Origin of the sequence: Sulfobacillus thermosulfidooxidans DSM 9293 (assembly GCF_900176145.1) — a bacterium.
Taxonomy (GTDB): domain Bacteria; phylum Bacillota; class Sulfobacillia; order Sulfobacillales; family Sulfobacillaceae; genus Sulfobacillus; species Sulfobacillus thermosulfidooxidans.
On the sequence record NZ_FWWY01000001.1, the window covers coordinates 2,866,138 to 2,885,109 of the forward strand.

General features: G+C 47.0%; 22 protein-coding genes. 19 read left to right on the plus strand and 3 right to left on the minus strand.

The window, feature by feature from the left end:
- Positions 1 to 9 precede the first annotated feature (9 nt).
- The 13 genes from B8987_RS14200 (at position 10) to B8987_RS14260 (ending at position 12,430) form a co-directional block, all read left to right on the plus strand.
- Complete coding sequence (locus B8987_RS14200; protein WP_020373187.1) at positions 10 to 390, plus strand: DsrE family protein; 381 nt, start codon at positions 10 to 12, stop codon at positions 388 to 390.
- A gap of 66 nt (positions 391 to 456) precedes the next feature.
- The gene (locus B8987_RS14205; protein ID WP_020373186.1) at positions 457 to 909 is read left to right on the plus strand and encodes a GAF domain-containing protein; all 453 of its coding nucleotides are present in this window, start codon (positions 457 to 459) and stop codon (positions 907 to 909) included.
- Positions 910 to 1,072: 163 nt separating this feature from the next.
- Positions 1,073 to 1,417: a hypothetical protein gene (locus tag B8987_RS14210; RefSeq protein WP_020373185.1), complete on the plus strand. Its 345-nt coding sequence runs from the start codon at positions 1,073 to 1,075 to the stop codon at positions 1,415 to 1,417.
- 182 nt (positions 1,418 to 1,599) lie between these two features.
- Positions 1,600 to 2,550, plus strand: a complete 951-nt coding sequence (locus B8987_RS14215; protein WP_020373184.1) for a PrsW family intramembrane metalloprotease — start codon at positions 1,600 to 1,602, stop codon at positions 2,548 to 2,550.
- Between the two features lie 151 nt (positions 2,551 to 2,701).
- Entirely contained in the window at positions 2,702 to 3,034 is a 333-nt protein-coding gene (locus tag B8987_RS14220; protein WP_020373183.1) for a hypothetical protein, read from the plus strand.
- Between the two features lie 70 nt (positions 3,035 to 3,104).
- Positions 3,105 to 3,950 (plus strand): ATP-binding cassette domain-containing protein, encoded by an 846-nt coding sequence (locus B8987_RS14225; RefSeq protein WP_020373182.1) that lies wholly within the window; start codon positions 3,105 to 3,107, stop codon positions 3,948 to 3,950.
- A complete protein-coding gene (locus B8987_RS14230; protein WP_020373181.1) occupies positions 3,947 to 4,813 on the plus strand; it encodes an ABC transporter ATP-binding protein in 867 nt (288 codons plus the stop codon). Before B8987_RS14225 ends, B8987_RS14230 begins: the two co-directional genes overlap by 4 nt.
- 19 nt (positions 4,814 to 4,832) lie before the next feature.
- Positions 4,833 to 6,863, plus strand: coding sequence for an ABC transporter permease (locus B8987_RS14235; protein ID WP_020373180.1), 2,031 nt, complete (start codon positions 4,833 to 4,835; stop codon positions 6,861 to 6,863).
- A gap of 2 nt (positions 6,864 to 6,865) precedes the next feature.
- On the plus strand, positions 6,866 to 7,540 hold the full coding sequence (locus B8987_RS14240; protein ID WP_020373179.1) for a hypothetical protein: 675 nt from the start codon (positions 6,866 to 6,868) through the stop codon (positions 7,538 to 7,540).
- A 125-nt stretch (positions 7,541 to 7,665) separates the two neighbouring features.
- Positions 7,666 to 7,857, plus strand: a complete 192-nt coding sequence (locus B8987_RS14245) for a hypothetical protein (RefSeq protein WP_020373178.1) — start codon at positions 7,666 to 7,668, stop codon at positions 7,855 to 7,857.
- 436 nt (positions 7,858 to 8,293) lie between these two features.
- Entirely contained in the window at positions 8,294 to 9,049 is a 756-nt protein-coding gene (gene proB / locus B8987_RS14250) for a glutamate 5-kinase (protein WP_278244800.1), read from the plus strand.
- 22 nt (positions 9,050 to 9,071) lie between these two features.
- Entirely contained in the window at positions 9,072 to 10,334 is a 1,263-nt protein-coding gene (locus B8987_RS14255; RefSeq protein WP_242823909.1) for a glutamate-5-semialdehyde dehydrogenase, read from the plus strand.
- Between the two features lie 320 nt (positions 10,335 to 10,654).
- Positions 10,655 to 12,430, plus strand: coding sequence for an SLC13 family permease (locus B8987_RS14260; protein ID WP_020373175.1), 1,776 nt, complete (start codon positions 10,655 to 10,657; stop codon positions 12,428 to 12,430).
- A gap of 56 nt (positions 12,431 to 12,486) precedes the next feature.
- Here the strand turns inward: B8987_RS14260 and B8987_RS14265 are convergent, their stop codons facing one another.
- Positions 12,487 to 12,699 (minus strand): hypothetical protein, encoded by a 213-nt coding sequence (locus B8987_RS14265; protein WP_020373174.1) that lies wholly within the window; start codon positions 12,697 to 12,699, stop codon positions 12,487 to 12,489.
- 118 nt (positions 12,700 to 12,817) lie between these two features.
- Here B8987_RS14265 and B8987_RS14270 point away from each other — a divergent pair, with 118 nt between their 5' ends.
- Both B8987_RS14270 and B8987_RS14275 read left to right on the plus strand, forming a co-directional pair.
- Positions 12,818 to 13,486 carry a hypothetical protein gene (locus B8987_RS14270; RefSeq protein WP_020373173.1) on the plus strand — a complete coding sequence of 223 codons (669 nt, stop codon included), beginning with the start codon at positions 12,818 to 12,820 and terminating at the stop codon, positions 13,484 to 13,486.
- Positions 13,479 to 14,099, plus strand: a complete 621-nt coding sequence (locus B8987_RS14275) for a uracil-DNA glycosylase (protein WP_020373172.1) — start codon at positions 13,479 to 13,481, stop codon at positions 14,097 to 14,099. Before B8987_RS14270 ends, B8987_RS14275 begins: the two co-directional genes overlap by 8 nt.
- 54 nt (positions 14,100 to 14,153) lie before the next feature.
- Here the strand turns inward: B8987_RS14275 and B8987_RS14280 are convergent, their stop codons facing one another.
- Both B8987_RS14280 and B8987_RS14285 read right to left on the minus strand, forming a co-directional pair.
- Complete coding sequence (locus B8987_RS14280) at positions 14,154 to 14,966, minus strand: site-2 protease family protein (RefSeq protein WP_020373171.1); 813 nt, start codon at positions 14,964 to 14,966, stop codon at positions 14,154 to 14,156.
- Between the two features lie 4 nt (positions 14,967 to 14,970).
- Positions 14,971 to 15,795, minus strand: coding sequence for a sulfurtransferase (locus B8987_RS14285; RefSeq protein WP_020373170.1), 825 nt, complete (start codon positions 15,793 to 15,795; stop codon positions 14,971 to 14,973).
- Positions 15,796 to 16,193: 398 nt separating this feature from the next.
- Between B8987_RS14285 and B8987_RS14295 the strand changes: the two genes are divergently transcribed.
- From B8987_RS14295 to B8987_RS14305, 4 genes are all read left to right on the plus strand, one after another.
- Positions 16,194 to 16,967, plus strand: coding sequence for a G1 family glutamic endopeptidase (locus B8987_RS14295; protein WP_242940675.1), 774 nt, complete (start codon positions 16,194 to 16,196; stop codon positions 16,965 to 16,967).
- A 102-nt stretch (positions 16,968 to 17,069) separates the two neighbouring features.
- The gene (locus B8987_RS14300; protein WP_020373168.1) at positions 17,070 to 17,444 is read left to right on the plus strand and encodes a DUF423 domain-containing protein; all 375 of its coding nucleotides are present in this window, start codon (positions 17,070 to 17,072) and stop codon (positions 17,442 to 17,444) included.
- Positions 17,445 to 17,533: 89 nt separating this feature from the next.
- The gene (locus B8987_RS19705) at positions 17,534 to 17,710 is read left to right on the plus strand and encodes a hypothetical protein (RefSeq protein WP_020373167.1); all 177 of its coding nucleotides are present in this window, start codon (positions 17,534 to 17,536) and stop codon (positions 17,708 to 17,710) included.
- Positions 17,711 to 17,736: 26 nt separating this feature from the next.
- The gene (locus B8987_RS14305; RefSeq protein WP_020373166.1) at positions 17,737 to 18,846 is read left to right on the plus strand and encodes an alkaline phosphatase family protein; all 1,110 of its coding nucleotides are present in this window, start codon (positions 17,737 to 17,739) and stop codon (positions 18,844 to 18,846) included.
- Positions 18,847 to 18,972 lie beyond the last annotated feature (126 nt).

The following is an 18,972-nucleotide window of genomic DNA, read 5'->3' on the forward strand; positions in this document are numbered from 1 at the left end:
GAGTCTATTATGTCCACAGACGTGAAGAAATATCTCTACATCCTAACTACGGGACCCGAAGTAGCTTACCGTGCCGCTTCCCCGTTCTTTTTAGCAACGACTGCCGCTTTGATGGATCATGATGTGTCTATGGTCTTTACCATTCGAGCGACGGCTCTTTTAAAGCGTGGTGTCGCGGAAGAGTTAACGGTTAAAGAAGGTGGTGATGGGGCGCGGCTACAGTTTTTTATTGATCAGGCCCGTGATGCCGGGGTGAAATTTTATGTGTGTGCTCCGAGTTTGGACTTAAATGATTGTACATTGGAGGATCTGATTGAAACAGAAGGTGTGGTTGGAGGCAGTGCTGTGAATGAAATGGCGCTCGAATCCGATGTGGTGATTACCTTTTAAAGGAGTTAAAGGAGGAGGCTCCGTAATCGTGAGCCTCCTGAAAGTTAGACGAATGAGGATGAGTCGATGGCGGAACTTGCTGATTTTCAGAAGGCAGTTGAGCGGATTACCCAGTGGAAGAATCAGGGACCTGATGATGTTGCCGTAATGGCGAATGTTGTAGCTCAAATACGTCAGTTGTGGCCTTCGTGGTGCTGGGTCGGATTTTACCGTGTCTTTCATTTAGGACACGACTTAATCCTGGGCCCGTTTTATGGGCCTCCAGCACCCTCTCTCATTTCGTGGGGGCAAGGGGTTGTGGGGTCTTGCGCTGCTGAACGTGCGGTGCAAATTGTCGGGTCCATTAAAAAATTTCCCGGTTACATTGCTGCGATCGCGGACACTCAATGCGAAGTGGGACTTCCTCTCATTCGGAATAACCACCTATATGCGGTGTTGGACTGTCAATCGCCTGAGGTGGACGGAATCGATTTAGTGGCCGTAGAATGGCTAGGTCAAATTGTCTCGATATTAAGTTAGCCTCTTTAGAGCCCCGAGCCGAATGATCACTGTTATCATTCGGCTCGTTTTTATCTGGGTGCACAACTTTACGTTTTGTCACTCACTCGCTTGGCTTGGCAAAAGATTATTGAGTGGCAGCTGAATGATGAATGAAGGAACAGCAAAGGGAAGGAGTATTAACATGGATGAAGCCTCTTTACGTCTCGATTACTGGATCGATACACGCTCGGATCCGAAGTTTCCATTATGGGTTATTTTTAAAGAAATTGGGCATAGCCAAACAAAGTGTGACCAGTTGCCCTATGCCAGACGGTCTTTAAAGTCTATACCGGAATTGCTAAAACAACTGGAATCTTTGGCGCCGCTTAACGCTATTGCTAAGGAGCTCAATGTTCCAGAGCAAGAAGTTCGAGCCGCTTTATGGTATGCGGCATGGATTCTTGAACATTTAAAGCCTGAAGAGTCATGGGAAGAATGGAACAATCGGGTAGACCAGGCTTGGCACGATGGCATATTACATGATTAGGCACAAAGACAGATGTTGTGTATGATGTGTTTATAATCATGATGTCTTTTGAGGGATAGACGTTTCAAATTTTACAGTCAACCATTGACCGTGTTTGGCAGAAAATGATTATCACGACAAAGGAACACAGGAACAAAGATCAAGATGCTTGCTGTTACTAATCATGAAAGGCGGATTTTGGGATGAATCTCCCTCCACATCGCCATCAATGTGAAAATTGCGGTGCGCCAATTGATGAACTGTTATGTGATGCATGCCGTAATCGCCAGGCCGGATTGTTTGCCGTGGCATACCGTCCGTTGCCCAACAACTTTCTTTTATATATTTTCACGATTCTCAAATCGCGGTTATTTTTAGGATTGTTTGTGTTTGCTACAGCTCCGATTCTGCTTGGTGATTTACATCTCAATATTGTTGACGGAATGATGGTCTATTTTTCTTTATTCTGGTTTTTTATTTTTCAGCCATTAATGGCAGCACAATTACGTATCCGATCCTTGCTGTTAGACATTACGGCTTATGTGTTCACGGGCACGCTTGGCGTATTTTTTGCCTTGACCGTGGAGTCTTTTTGGATTAATCATGGGGCTAATTTACTGTTGAACTCGCACGTATTGTTTATTTCGGCTCCCGCTTACGTTTTATTCATTGGCTTGACTGAAGAGTTTGCTAAACAAATGATTGTACTCCTGATCTTCTTTTTTAATCGGGCTAAAAAGAAGGCTTGGAGTCCTTTAGCCTATATGATGGTGGGAATCAGTTCGGGTTTGGGATTTTCCGCTGTCGAGAATATTTCCTATGTGCAACATGGTATCTTATTCGATGTGCTGCACCATAGTGTGGGTCTTGGCACGATTACGGCATTAACGCGCGCATTATATACGCCCTTTTTGCATGCCATTTGGGCAGGCATTGTCGCTTATGCCTTAGGTATTGTGGCGCAAAGGGGATATCGCGATTGGCATCTTGCGGTTGGAGCGTATTTGATTGCCGCAATTTTTCACGGATTCTATGATGCATCTTTAGGATATGGTGATTTATCGATTTTGGACGTTGCCCTTTCTTATCTGGTCTTTTTAAGCTTGTTACTCAATAATCGCCGACGTCAATATTTAGGTGTTTCGAAAGGATAAGGGGGAGGATGGCAACGCCCCTTGCATTTTTCGTATTTTAATTTTTCCCCATTAAGGTAGAGAAGCATGAAGGAGGGCTCTGTTTACGGTACCAGCAGCTTTATTTCGTCTCACGCGCCATATTACCTATTGGTTGCGGTGGTTTATTGAAGTGGTTATTTTAGTGACGTTGGCAGTGGGCATTGTGGCGTTCTTTGCTCATTGGGGAGGACTCATCTATCATCCGGAGCAAATTCTGATGAATTTGCGCGGAATATTGGATGACATTTTTACCTTGGCGTTGCTTGTAGAAATGCGGGATTTGTTTCGTCACTTATCACCAACCAGGCTCTTAGATATTGTTGCGACAGTTTTGGCCAGACAGTTGGCGTTAGCACATAGCGTGGAAGGCGTTTTGCCCGTTGCTATTGCGATATCATTGATTGTTTTGGTCAGAGGTATTTGGACCCGCTTCTTTGAAAAAGCGGAAATAGAAGAAGGTTAGAGGCCACTTAATGGCTAGCCATCAGACTCTTTTGAGTGAATAGGGTATGTAAGAAAGGCAGGAATGATCGGTGTTATCGTGGTCGGCAGTGACCATGGGATTTGATCGAGAACATCCTATTTTTACCCAATTAAATCTCACGATTTATCCGAGTATGTCGGTCATTGGACCATCGGGATCGGGGAAATCGACCTTGTTAAGCTCTTTGCTAGGTTATGTATCACTTTTTGAGGGTGAAATTCTGATTGACGGTGTACCAGCGGACCGTACTGTCGTGGGACAATTGATTAGTTATATGCCCCAAGAAAACATTTTGCCTGGGGATTTGACCCTGCGAGAATACCTGAGCGAATTAGCCGAATTAGATGGACAAAAAAGCATTCAGGTAAAGGAAACGGTTTATGAGATGGCGTCACTTGTGCATTTAGAATCGGTATTAGATCGTCGGCTTGGACACATGTCTGGGGGAATGAAACGCCGCGCCCTGTTGGCTGCCGTTCTTCTTTATCCTGCGCCCTGGGTGATAATTGATGAACCGACGTCAGGTCTCGATCCAGAAGAGCAATTAACAGTACTCGGCTTATTGTCAGAGCTTTCTCAGAAACGACACGTGGTCATTGCGACATCGCGGCTAGAAGAAGTTGCGGCATTACAAGGGGACATTGTCTTGGTATTGCCGCAAGGTCAGGTCGAGATTATGAGCCGGGAACGACTTCAAGCCATGGCTCGTGGACATGTCTTTGTGCTGCCTGATCACGAGGTCGACTTAGGCCGAACGCGTTTGTGGCAACCAATGCCTGATGGGCAGGTAAAAATTTTTAGTGATAAACCTCTACCCCATGCTGTCAGTATCGAACCCACCTTAGAAGATGGGTATTATTGGTATTTATCACAGCGTGAGTTGATGGTGTCATGACAGCGTCTTCATCCTATCTGCTTGCGGCGGATCAAATAGGCCTGTCTATCCGTAATGAATGGCTTTTAAAAAATGTTTCATTCCGTTTACATCGGGGGATTACCGCGCTCATCGGACCTAATGGGGCTGGCAAAACCACGCTCTTTCGTATCCTGGCGGGCATCTATGAACCTTCCGAGGGGCGTTTGATGGTGAATTTGCCTGTCGTTTCTTCGCGTTCTCGAGCGGCATATGTTCCTCAGTTTCCCGGAGCCTATCCGCACCTTACGCCTTTTGACTATTTGGTGTGGATTGGTGGGTTTAGTGGATTGACGTATGATGAGGCCAGAGATCATGCACGGGAGATTTTGTTGAGGATGGATTTGTCTGCTGTGGCTTTTCGTCCCTCGAACCAACTTGATGGGGGTCAGAAGAGGCGAGTAGCCTTGGCCGCAGCATGGATACAAAGGCAGCCTATTGTTTTATTGGATGAACCTACCGCAGGGCTTGACCCAGCTGGCCGATTGGCCTTCTGGCGGGATTTAACGCTTTGGAATCGCGAATTGCAGATTGACGGCAGTTATCTGATTACAACGCATTTGTTAACCGAAGTGGAACAATATTGCCAGCATGTCATTATTTTAGATAGAGGTACGACACGATTTGCGGGTTCAACGAATGACTTGCGTCAAAGAGCCAAACCTTATAGTTTCTGGGCCAAAGACCCCGTTGTCTCTCACGATCACACGATTGTGGCAGGGCTGAGATCTCCTCAAGGAATTCCCATATTAAGTGCGAAACCTGAAAAGCTGTGGGCCGAGCGTGAACCCACGGTATTGGACGGGTATTTATCCGTCATTCAAAATATCGGAAAGGAGGTTTAACCCCATTACGCGAAAGGTCATGCAATCACCAGTGATGACATCATTAAATACCATGGGTGCTGCACGGCCATTGAGAACCATCATCGCCGTGATCATCAAAGATACCATTCGTTTAAGTTGGCGTGATCCATTAACCCGATTAGAAATCGCGTTACTGGCGATCTTAACCTTTTTATCCGCGATTGCCACCATTGGGTCACCCAATGCGGGTGATGGCGCGATTCAAATGCTGGCAATCTCGTACCAAGTGACACCATTTAGTTTAGTCTTGATTATTGGTCAATTGGGACGTCACCGGCCTCATGAGCTCTTGTGGCATACCCGGCGCTTACCTCGCTTTGCCTATTTAAGTGGCCGGTTTTTGGGACTACTCATTGTGGGATTCATCATTCTGGGCCTTATGGGGATTGAAGGCTCCTTACTCATGGCGATTATTGGGACGTTTCCGATTATGCCCAGCATTGCTGACAACTTTTTCTTTTTGTTGACTATTGCTGCTCCGAGCCTTGTTGTGGTCACTGGCGCGTTTCTGTGGCTTAGTGAATGGCAGGGCGATGAAGGTCATTATTTTGTTCTCGCGATTGTCCTGTCTTTAATCATTGCCTTTAGCGAGTACAAGATTCCGGCCTTAGAGGCGTGGAATCCTCACTTGTTGTTTTACAATCCCTTTCCGGGTTTTTTGATGTTGGGATTGGCATTACCGCCTGCTTTATATGGCCCAGTTGGGATTCCTTCGTGGCTAGTTATCAACCGTGTAATCTGGATGGCTGTGGGTTTGGGATTTTTTCTTTTAGCGTTAATGAGTTCACGAAGTGTTACGCATCTTTATCCGTTAAAAAGTGCCGGTAAATTTCGCTTGGGAGCTGGGGTTCTCATAGCCGGATTTTTTCTGGGACTCGTCACGCTGCATCATTTAGCCACTGAACTTTCGCCATATCCCTTAGTCATGACCATAGACGAACAAGTGCAAAGCCGCAATGAAGTGGTGACATTGCATGTTAATCCATCGACGGGCTTTATTTCGGGTCAGGCTATGATGTCTTTTTCCCATGCCCAAGTGGGAACGCTGAATATAGCACTGAACCGCGGATTGATGTTGCATGGGAATTTTCCCATTTTACGTATGAATCACGGGGATGTATTTGCTATGTCGGCGGCGGCTCAATGGAGGGTGCGCTTAAGCCATCCCGTGAAGACGTTAACTTTATCATTCTCGGGCCATCTATTACCGCAACCCACCCCATTAGTTTATCCGCCATTTTTCCCGGGCAACGTTTATGAACATTTATATGTTGGGCACTCGCGTGTATTCCTCCAAAGCGGAGGATTTTGGTACCCACGTCTTATACAATTTCATCAACAACAAGCTGTGGTTGTTTCCGGACTTTCGCAATTGACGTTATCAGAACCGGCCAATGAGCGTTTACCAGTTCCTGTTACCGATATGGATATTGAAGGCTCTAAAACCTGGAACTATGAACCCGACCAAGGCCCGCTATTTTTCTTTCAAGCACCATACCGCATAGTTCGCCATCAAGGCTTTGATGTGCTTGGACCTGAACCGTTGTCCAAGTCAGCTACTCGCTCATTCCACAGTTTTAGGCAGGCGTGGCAACGTCTAGGACCATGGCTAATCGGCACTCAGAAGCCTTTTATCGTGGTTTATAGTCCTATCACTATTCATCCCTTATTGTGGCAAAGGGTACTGATTGTTTCGGCAGTTCATCCTTTTACGTTGCCGGGAGATCCCGTCACAGGCTCCACTGAGATTCCTTCGCCGTTTGAAGCCGCGGTGACATTGGACCAATTATGGTGGGAGCCCACTCCTCATTCGTCCGTTTTACAGTACGAAACCCTTTTGGAAGCGTATCGGGGCACTCCTAGAATTCGCTCCTTGTTGGCCGAGGTTCAAAAGGGACAAATACCGGGATTACCGAAACTTACGTCACAAGAGGCGGCAACCATATTGAACGAGTGGCCTCATCTTTCCACTCTTTCGGCACAGCAATGGCTCAGCTATGCCGGATTATCGCCAGACGGAGGACTGTAATCATGCGATCTTTTTGGCACATCATCCGGGTGAACGTCAAGATCAGCGGGTGGATGCCGGCTATTCTTGCGGGAATTTCTGTAACCTTGTTGGCATTGACCCATGGCCCTCTCGAATTGGCTCGGTTATGGCAACATCATTTCATTGAAAACTGTGAAGCTTTTTTTCCCCTGACTTATGCCTTTATTACCGCTCCTTTGATGGTCATAGACCATGAATTTGGGATGATTGAACTGACATCATCATTGCCCCGACAGCACATTTTGCTCGTGCGGTGGATTATTACTTGGGGAATGGCGACACTGGTCAATATCGTGTTTGTGAGCATTATGATAAGCCTATGGGGACCAGTACGATTGGGAGCTGGAATCTTAGCGGCTCTTGGTCCTTTGTTTTTGGAATCCGGTTTGGCATTATGGGCTAGTGCTCTTACCAAACGTGTGGCTGTGGGCTATTTAGTGGCGATAGCCCTGCCAGTGTCCGATTTGATTGTTCGGGTTCTTGGAGGGTTTCAGGCTTTTCCACTCCTGCAATTTGTCAATTTATTTGCGTTTCGCTGGCCCATTACCAGCGTGAATTGGCAGATCGTAGCGGTAACCCAATTTGTAACAGGCTTTTTGTTAATGACCATGGCGATTATTTTCGCCCGTTGGTTGTATCAACGCATGCTCTCTTAAACGCATATCGTTGTTTTTAAGAGGTTGTGGGGATCAACGGATCCTTTAGTCCGTTATCAGCTTAAGGATCATCACGGTGCGATCTGATTAATCATCTGGGTTTCACTCCGAGGACAAGAGGGGAGATGGTTTTTGTTCGAAACCTCATAGGTGTGGCACTTCTGATTTTTGCCCTTCTCGCTATGGCCGCATGGTCAGGGTTTCGTAATGGCTCGCGTATTCGGAACCATGATGGACCATTGTGGCCGTGGGTCATCCGTCTTCTATTGACGGGAATTGTGCTGAGCTCTATGGGTTGGAGCGCACTGCACCGGTGATGCGTACTCTTCAGTGGCGGCAAAAATGAGATCACGGGATTTTTTGATTATTGATATCAAGCTCTCCGCAATACTCTTTGGATTGACAAAGACGTAATCGTATTATTAATATTAGTTTCAACAAATGAGTGGTTTGGCATGTTATGGTTTCTTATGGTTGACACTCACATATGGGAATCAAATGAATTACACTTTTTCGTGCAATGAAGAAGCCATAGATTTTCTCTTCATGACAGAGAGCCAGAGCCTGTGAAAACTGGTATGAAGGAGAAATCTTACCCACTTCGGAGCATTCTTGTGATGAACAAGACGGTGCCGCCGTTATCCGGTATCGAGGGGCCTTTTAGGCAATCGAGGTGGTACCGCGGAGCTAATCCGTCCTCATGGAGGACGGATTTTTGTTGTTGAATGGGGGATATCACAGTTGCGGATTGTGGTGAAGATTGGGACATCCAGTTTGTGCGGGGATGACGGACGGCTAATGGACGCACGGGTCGAGAATTTGGCCCGTCAAATTGCATGGACCCGCAAACAACACCATGAACTCATTGTCGTCTCGTCCGGAGCGGTTGGAGCAGGCATTGGTCATACGGGTAAACGTCCCACCAATGTTATTGAAAAGCAGGCCCTAGCCGCGATTGGGCAAACTTATTTGATGCAGGCCTATCAGCGACACTTACCAGACATTTCCCTAGCACAAATTCTCTTGACGCGACAAGATCTTGAGCATCCAGCACGGCGTGCCAATTCAGCTAACACGATTCAACGCCTGCTGGAATGGGGAGCGCTTCCCATTGTGAATGAAAATGACACCGTAGCGCATGAAGAAATTCGCATCGGCGATAATGATACGCTGGCCGCCCGCGTGGCTGGCTTGATTCAGGCTGATCTTCTTATTTTATTATCGGATGTTGACGGCCTTTATACGGAAGATCCCAGACAAGATCCTGATGCCCAGCACATTGCAACGGTGCCGTGGGTTTCAGCAGAACTCCTCAACCGACATACAGCGTCCAAAGGTCCATGGGGGACTGGGGGAATGCACACAAAATTATTAGCCGCGCGTATTGCTCAGGAACATGGAATTCCTACCATCCTTGCCGACAGTTCCACCTACGGGATTTTGCAACATTTGATTCAAGGAGATCCCATGCGCGCCACCTATTTCTTATCGCAGCCCGAAAATTCATAGAACGAGGCCATTATGCACGGCAATATCATGGGATTTAACAAAAGGAGCAGTAGATATGTTGCAACAGATGTTAAAAGCAAGCCGTCAGGCGCAAAAGACTTTGGCTCTAAGCCCTGCGAACAAAAGAAATCAGATTTTAGAGACCATGGCATCGTTATTAGCGGAGCGACGCGAGATGATTTTGGCAGCGAACCGCAAGGATATCGAACGGGCCATCGATTTGTCTCCGGCATTGATGAAGCGCCTCGAACTGACAGAGGCACAATTGATGCGCCTCATTGATGGGATTCATGTTGTGATACGGCAGCCAGATCCGTTAGGTCAAGGCGAGGGACAACGGCGTTTACCTAATGGATTGACGATTGAAGCAGTTCATGTGCCTTTAGGAGTCATTGGTTTAATATTTGAAAGTCGGCCCGGCGTGGCCATTGAAGCCACTGCCCTGATTATCAAATCAGGCAATGCCGTCATTTTACGGGGCGGGCATGAGGCGATGGAGTCCATTAGGGTCATCGTCGACTGTTGGCAAGATGCGGTAACCCTGTCGGGCTTCGATAAGGAGCTGGTGCAAGCTATTTTAGACCCGGATCGGCAATATGTGACCGACTTGATGCATTTAAATGGTCTTGATTTACTCATTCCCCGAGGGGGACCTGGTCTCATTCAAAAAGTGGTCAAGGAAGCAACCGTACCGGTTATCGAAACCGGTGTCGGAAATTGCCATGTGTATGTGGACAATATGGCGGATGTTGGTATGGCCGTGGATATTGTCACCAACGCTAAAGTCTCAAATCCCGGTGTCTGCAATGCCGCGGAAACTGTGCTGGTGCACCGCGATATAGCCCCCAAGTTTCTTCCTGCATTAGAACAGCATCTAAGTTCCTATGGGGTGACATTGCATGCAGATCCCTTGTCTAGACATTATTTATCGTTGGCTGTCCCAGCGACGGAAGAAGATTTCGCCACAGAATATTTGAGTCTCGATTTGGCGGTCAAAATTGTGGAGAATATCGATGAGGCCATTGAACATATCGCTCGATATGGAACGAAACATTCTGAAGCCATCGTCACCAACGATTACACCCGTGGAGAATATTTTTTGAATGCGGTAGACGCCGCGGTGGTCTATTGGAATGCATCCACACGTTTTACAGACGGGTATGAATTTGGAATGGGTGGTGAAGTGGGAATTTCAACCCAGAAACTTCACGCCCGGGGTCCCATGGGACTCTTGGCATTAACGACATGGAAATGGATCGCAAAAGGTCATGGGCAAATTCGCTAATATCGAACCCGGATCTTTCGAAAGCTAGTCGACCGATCACGTTGTTCTCACGGAAACTGAGCATTTTTTGCGGTTAGGAGAATGGGATAGAGTCACAATGAGTCTTGAACGTATTCTTAGAATGTGTGGCGGACGTTGATTTTGCCATACTGGCATAGAGAAGCCTTAACTTCCAACCGTAAAACCATAAAACCATAAAACCATAAAACTCGAAGATGTTTTTAATTATAGCTCGCACAGGATCCCCAAATTCCGATATTCTTATTGGAAGATAGCAAACTGCTATGTTTAATATCACAATCGGTGAATAGGAGAAGTCGGTGCAATCATTTATTGTCTTAGGAATTTTTCTTTTGGCGATGGCATTACTCGCTTCCAATCGTGTGCGCATCGATTTGATTGGACTCATCGTGTTATTAAGCCTGGGACTTACCGACAGTTTACCGCCTTCCATACTGTTTTCCGGATTTTCATCGGAAGCCGTCATATTGATTGCCGGCATGTTGGCACTGGGCGAAGGGCTTGTGGCATCGGGTGTTACTGACTGGCTGGCGCGATTTTTGCAGCGCATCGGCGGAACAGGAGAAAGACGTCTTTCCACGGTACTCATGATTACAGCAGCATTACCTTCGGCTTTTATCAGCGACGTAGGACTCGTGGGCATGTTCATACCGGTTGTTAAAGCATTACATCAGCGTATTGAGGTGCCGGTACAAAAATTGTTAATGCCGCTGGCGGTGGCGGCCACCTTGGGCGGACTCCTGACGATGGTCGGTAGTGCGGGCAATATTGTTGGCAACCAAGCGTTAAAGACAGCGGGTTATGCGCCTATTAGTATATTTGGTATTACCCCATTAGGTGTTGCTTTCTTGCTGGTGGGTATTGGTTTTATGGTGAGTTTAGGTCGCTTCTTGATTCCCAATCGGTCTGAGACTCCTTTAATTGATAATGCCGATTCTCTTCGCCAATACATGTCAGAAGTCAAGTTGTTAGCGGATTCACCTCTCATTGGCAAAACGTTGGATACGATTAAAGTGTTCACCGAAAAAGGGTTAACGGTCACGCGTATTGTCAGAAACGGCCGGGTTATGCCAGCTCACAGTCAAAGCCGTTTGCAAGCTGATGATATTTTATTGGTTTTGGGAGATGTTGATCGCCTATTAAATTCTGACGATCAAAAATGGGGTATGGTTCTAGCGGCCGATCATCCCACCGAATCGCAGGAACCCAGTGAGGTTGTTGTGGCGGAATTGCTCTTGGGCCACCGCGCTCCCTGGGTGGGACGCACTGTCATCCAGTTGCATTTGCGACACCGGTATGGAATTACGGTTTTGGGGCTTTATCGCGATGGGGAATTGGTTTATCAACGCTTGAGTGATATCCGTCTACGGGTGGGGGATATTTTACTTGTCCAAGGAAGTCCGGAAAATCTTGCCGCTTTACAAAATCTTCACGGCATTATTTCGCTCAACGAGCCAATTCAACGGGTGCCTACCAGGCGTTATGGTTTGTGGTTAGCGCCAGCGATTCTGTTGGGTTCTTTATTACTTGCGGCCTTAAATATTATTGACATTAAGTTGGCTATCGTCCTCGGAATTGTGTTGATGGCCATTACGGGCATCTTGCAAATTTCTGATGCTTACCGCGCCATTGAATGGCGCATTGTCGTTTTTGTGGCGGGAATGATTCCCTTGGGAACGGCATTGATTCGAACAGGCATCACACAAAAGATGGTATCTGCTTTAACTGTGGTGAATCACATGCTAGGCAATCACCCTACCTGGATGATTGCAATGTTGTTTTTGATTGCCGCGATGTTGACACAAGTCTTGTCGAACATTGCCACCGTTTTGGTTTTGGCGCCCGTCGCTGCGGGATTGGCTCGGCCCTTACATGTGCTTCCAGATCCCCTAGTGATGGCGGTGATGGTAGCGGTTTCAGCTTCGCCATTAACGCCATTGGCTAATAAGGTGGACCTTTTGATCATGGGACCGGGAGGATTTAAATACGGCGATTTTCTCCGTTTGGGTATTCCCTTAACGGTGCTGTTTGCAGCTGTCGCCACCTGGCTAATACCGATCTTCTTTCCTTTTTGAGCCTTTTTAGACCTTTTTAGATAGGATTTAAGAGGTGAGAGTGGCCGAATCCCGTTTTATTTGGGGAATCGGGTAGGACTTGGCGAGTCAAACTTATCGTACGGGTAATCTTGAAACCACTGGTGAAAGCGCCTTCGCGGTCGAATGATTTTCCAGCCTTTTGGCGTTTTAGGTTCTTTATCGATTAGAAGCATTTGACGAAGCCACCATCCAGCAAAAATTCCTACCCACACCAATAAACTGACAATTATGGCAATTTCTACGGTCATCGCATACTCCTTTCCTAAATACATTAAGGACGGGAACTTGACGTTGATGAGAGCATATCAAAATTAGACGATGGCGTCTAGGGATGACAGAAATAGCAAAGCATGGTTGAATAAATTTATGCAAAGAAATAATATAAGTCAGTTCTTATGGTTAGCGCTCTTTATCGTGTCCATGCTCTTGGCTCCGACTTACGGGGTGCATCTCTTTAATGAGAGGGTGAGTCATGATTTAGAATGGTGGGGGCATCGCTATCCAGCATTACAATTGATTTGGGTAGTGGGAGGTCTGCCATTAACCACGTTGTTGGTGATCTACCGAGCCAGCGGGTATTTTGGACGTGAACCCGCAAAGTGGCGCATTTTGGGGATTTTTATTTTGGGCGGCATCACGGAACTCGTGGTCAAACATTTTGTGGCGACACCTTTTCCCCCCAATGTGCCACCGCCAACCGGATATCGCCAACTCATTCTTTGGACCAATATCGAACCCTCGACGGTGTTCGCGTGGCTCCGTCAGTTAAATCCTTCGACTGCGGGGGTGCACCATCTATCTTCACATCTTTTGCGAGGGTCGTTTCCCAGTGGCCATGTCTTTCGTATCACCTATGCCTATGGTTTATTTTTGTCGTCCAAATGGCGGCTGGTGATAGCGGGTGTGGCGGCATTCTGCGTGGTGGCCACGGGAGGTCATTGGATGTGGGACGCCCTTGGAGGATTTTTGTTAGCGTCATGGGGATTGGAATGGAGAAGCACACAACCCAAAGGCAGGGTCATGGTGAATGGCTGACGAATGGACCGAGGATGAAGAATTTCGTCGATTACGCGAAAAAATTTTACAATGCCATCGATGCGACTTGCGAACAGCGGCTCATGGTGTCGTGTTTGGTGAGGGAGACAGCCATCATCCCCCATTGGTTTTCATTGGTGAAGGACCGGGGGCTGAAGAAGACCGCTTACTGCGCCCTTTTGTAGGGCCAGCAGGACAACTACTGGACAAAATGTTACAGGCTGGCGGTTTTGACCGGTTCCACGGGGTTTATATTCTTAACGTGGTCAAATGTCGACCTCCTCACAACCGAACGCCAACCCGCGAAGAACGTCTGGCGTGCTGGCCCAATTTGTCGGCACAATTACGTTATTTGTCGCCCCGTATAGTGGTTTTGTTAGGCTCTACGGCTGTGCAAACATTACTGGGTATTGCCTCCTTGAGTGCGGCACGGGGACGGTGGTTTGAGCGTGGCGGGGTCTTTTTCCGCGCCACATTTCATCCTGCGGCTTTACTGCGAAATCCTAAATGGAAAGTCTTGGCTTGGGAAGATATGAAAGTCATCATTGATAAGTATCGGGAATGCATTAATCCAGAGCACTATTCCCCATTTTATCCCCTTCCTGGAGAATAACTGAAGATAAGCATGAGCGGATGGGAGAGCGGTTTCTGATTGACAGGACATGCTCTAAAAGCCCGAACCCGTTATGAGATAGCCAACAATGGATAGGATCATGAGAGCGGCCCATAAGGCGGTATAGACAACCTTGTGCCAAAAGGGAATGGCATTATAATCTCGGCCCGGACCATGCTTAATGCGTCCGATAAAATTCCAGATAATAAAAGCCAGAATGATCACAGTCAACGGATCAATATGAATCTGCCCGGTAAAGGGACTATAAAAAAGAACCACCACTAAACCTAATAACCCGATGATCCAAGCTTTCCATCCTAAAAAGGAAACGGTGCGACCCCCGTCTAGCGGAACAATGGGAATTAAGTTGAAAATATGCATGAAAAAACCAAATAATGCAAGCCAACGTAAGGCCGGAATCTGGGTCATCTCATAAAGTCCCAAAGTTAACAGGGTGGCGAAAAGCCCAAAAATGGGACCGGCAATGCCAATAAATGCCTCGTCATCTGCATTGCGGGGCATCTGCCGCAAATTAATCATGGCGCCAAGAAACGGGATAAAGGTTGGCCAGGAGGCATCTAAATGTTTTATGCGATTTGCCAAAACATGACCACTTTCGTGAATGGCAATAATGACGGCAAGCCCGATACCAAATGCCCAACCGAAAGTGAGCCCATACAACAGCATGGATACCACAAGACTGCCAAAAGCTAAAAAGACTTTCGCCTTATAAAGCAGAGCGAAAAATGAAAGAATGGAGTTGGTCCATGACCGCTTGGGTCTAGGCGGTTCGGGAATTATCGGTTCTTGTTCATGGTCTAGAGAAAAGTTCCAATCCATATGGGGTTCTTTGTCATAGGGTTCCATATTGCTAATCTCCTTGTTCAATAGGGGAATCCGGATAGGTGATCCAATCACTAAAACTACCGGCATATAAGAGTGCAGGAATTCCTAAGAGAGATAAGGCAAAAATATTGGAACATGCTGAAACCCCTGAACCACAATAGACAATCGGTGGCAACTGCATAGACAGAACTGGAGCAAAATGCTGTTGTAAACTTTCTAATGGGCGATATTCTGCTGGTGAAAGATAGACCGCCTTATAATCAAAGTGGTGGGCGCCGGGTATTCGTCCGGCTACTGGGTCAATGGGTTCATAATATCCCATATACCGTTCATAGGACCGCGAATCGATTAAGGGATAGCGGCCAAGATGTTCTAGCACGAAATCACGGTTAACCACCCACTGTGATCGAGGAGTGAGCGTAGGCCTTGGAGATAGCTGTGGCTGGGGAATATCTGCGGTGACCGGTAATCCAGCATTGAGCCAGGCTTGAAATCCTCCTTGAACAATAACAACATCTTTATCGATACCAAAGTACCTAGCCAACCACCAAAAGTGTGCCGCGCCAGATCCATCGCTATCATAAGCGACGAGAGTTTTGTCAGGTGTCCAGCCTAATTGTGACAATACAGACGCGAATTGATCGGCCGAGGGAAGAGGATGTCTTCCTCCATGTTGTCCCTTGGGTGAACACAAATCGGATTCCAGATCGAGAAAATGGGCTCCAGGAATGTGCGCGTGTGCATAGTCTAAAGATGCCTGTTCTGGCTGCATTAAATTGTACCGGCAATCAACAATAATGATCTGATCAGGATGTTGTGTAGCTAACCATTTCGGCGATTTTAATGGCATGATTCACCGACCCTTTCTGATGACGTTCCTGATTTTTTCGATGGTCCATATGGGGGCAATCGACAACTTGTTTGAGCCGGCCAGATGTTTCGGTGTAACGCACGGGCCAAAAGACTCGCGGCTAAGGGATAAATAGCAATGATGATGAACCAAGGGTTCACGAAACTCGCCATAACCCCGAGCATTAATAAGCTTTTAGACCAGGGAGTACACATTCCGAAATCCCTCCTCTTTATCTACAAATTATGCGCTGTCTTAAGAGGATTGTCTAACAGGTGAAAAAATCTCCGATCAATATAAAGGAAATGCTGGCAAGGCAAGAGAATATAGAGATTCAAAGATCAGAAATATCCCGCATGTTGGAGAATTAAAATTTATGATAAGGAGTGGATTTTATAATGCGTCCCAAGTCTTGGGCTATGAGTATATTGACCATGTCTTTTGCCTTAATTTCCCCGTCATTATCATGGGCTTCCCCTTCCCAGGTCCTTGTCCATGCCCCACGTTTGAAGTTGGCTCCTCCTTCCCACCGTACCAGTAACTATGGTTGGGCATCCAGTAACTGGTCAGGCTACGCGATTACCAATGGACCATATTCGTCGATTACGGGACAGTGGGTTGTTCCCACGGTGTCTCCCAGTCATGGATCCACCTATTCATCGGCTTGGATTGGTATCGATGGGTTTAATAACAGTGATTTGATTCAAACCGGTACGGAGCAGGATTATGCCCAGGGAAGAGCGCAATATTCTGCCTGGTGGGAAATTTTACCGGCTGCCGAAACCGTGATCAATGAACCCGTCTCCCCGGGGGACGATATGTCCGCATCGATTGTTAATGATGGTGGGGGCATTTGGACGATTACCTTAAAAGATTTAACGAAGGGATGGACTTTTTCGACGAATCAGGCCTACTCGGGTCCCGCTTCCTCAGCGGAATGGATTTTAGAGGCCCCGACCATTGGTGGCCATATCGCCACGTTGGCCAATTACGGGCAAACCACGTTTAATCCGGGAACGGTCAATGGGCAAAATCCCGGTTTGGTTAGCCAAGACGGTGGGGTCATGATCCAAAAAAACAAGCAGGTTTCGACCCCATCACTGCCAGATAGCGATACCGACGGATTTAATGTTGCGTATGGTTCAGTAGCACCATCTCCGCCCAATTCATAAAGAAAGGCTCGGCCTTTAAGGGAATATGCTTGATAGAGATCATGGAACTTGATACAGTCCTTGGTATACAATGCGCTCAAGTAGGATTCCAGGGAGGTTACCATGGTCTCAATATTTTTGGTTCTTGGCTCCGTTATGGCCCTTTTATCGGTCGCTCTTGGGGCTTTTGGCGCTCATGCCCTCAAAAATCGATTGGATAGTACGCGCTTGGCCAATTACCAAACGGGTGTACAGTATCAAATGTATCACGCGGGAGGACTCATCGTTACGGGGCTTCTCAGTCATATTATTGCCCAGAGCACTTTGCTCACCTGGGCTGGATGGCTTTTTCTTGCGGGGATTGTCTTGTTTTCCGGTAGTTTATATATATTATCTATTTCGGGTCAGAAACGATGGGGAATGGTAACCCCTTTTGGCGGACTGGCGTTTATTATAGCGTGGGCCTTTTTAGCAGTGGTGGCTAGCCACATTGTGTAAAATTTGGCGAACTGGCAGAGAATGACCCGTATAAAGACATCATGCGCTGCGAATACTGTAGTGATTGAACACCAGTGGGAGGTGCGGAGATGAACCTTGTAGAAAAGGTTATGCTCGCAGGCCAGCCCTTAAATGCCGATCAATTACGTGTGCTATTGGCAGGTTGTGATGTCTATGTTACGCCGTCGGAAGCCCAATGGCTCTATTCTCGCTATGCTCATCTGAAAGTTCAGCACAAGATCGATCGGGCTCTATCCCGATCGTAAATCTTATGAGTGAGGATGAATCGATAATGGCTTTGCGGTGGGTTGGACGACTCATAGTGGGATTGATTGGACTCGCCATCTTATTTGTTCTCGTGCTTAAAGTCATTCTGGGACCACAATTTCAAAAGCCGGTTGTTCAACTTGCGCGTCCTCGTCTTCCGTACTTTTCGCATGTGGTTGTCATCATGATGGAAAATCATGGCGATAAAATTTTGTACAATAATCCTCAAGCCAAATATATTAATCAATTGATGAACACGTGGGGATTCGATACGAATTATTTTGGGGTAACGCATGTCAGTTTACCGAATTACGTCGCCTTGTTATCAGGCTCTACAGGAGGAACGCACAGCGATAGTCCTCTTCAACGGTTCCATCAAATGAGTTTGCCTCAAGAGTTAAATCAGGCCAAGATTAGCTGGCAAGCCGTTATGGAAAGTATTCCGTCTCCCGGCTTTAATGGGAACTGGTATCCGGATCATTTACCCAAAAATACCGCGCCGATTGTTCCACCTCCCGATGCATTATATGCCAAAAAGCATAATCCGTTTGCCTTATTCCCAGCATTAAACAAAAGCCGGCCAGATCATACCATTAATTTAACTCAGTTTCGTCATGAACTGTCGTCTGGCCATATTGCTCAATTTACATGGATTACACCGAATTTATGCCATGACATGCACGGCCAAGCATCGGGTCCGGGAGCTAGTTGTCCCACGAGCAACCCCACGTTGTTAATCGAAAATGGCAATCACTTTCTACAACAGCTGATTCCTGAGATTATTCATTCACCAGGTTGGAATAGTCACTCGGTAATTTTTCTGACGTGGGATGAGACCAATGATCCCACCAACTTTCTATCGCCAACCGATCTCCGCGCGTATTTGGCTCCTGGTCCTGAGGCCCCGGTGATTCCTGTTGCTGATATTGCTATTGGCGGCGGTAAAGTTCCCTTGTTAGTCCTGTATGGTCGTCATCCTCATCCTTTGCGGGTTAACTTATGGGCTGATCATTACAGCGTGCTCAAGACCATTGAAGATAGCTGGGATCTGCCATATCTCGGGCATGCGCAGGATGCCGATGTGCCAGTATTAACGCCATTTTTCTCTGAAAAGAAAACATCCTCGACACGCTAAATATGGCGTGGGAGGATGGCAGGCGCGGCAATGATAAATTATTCCTTATTGTAATCACGGTATAACATAGGCGCCAACACCGCAATTGCACCGATAAATGCGATTCCGACCACTGCGATAACCAGA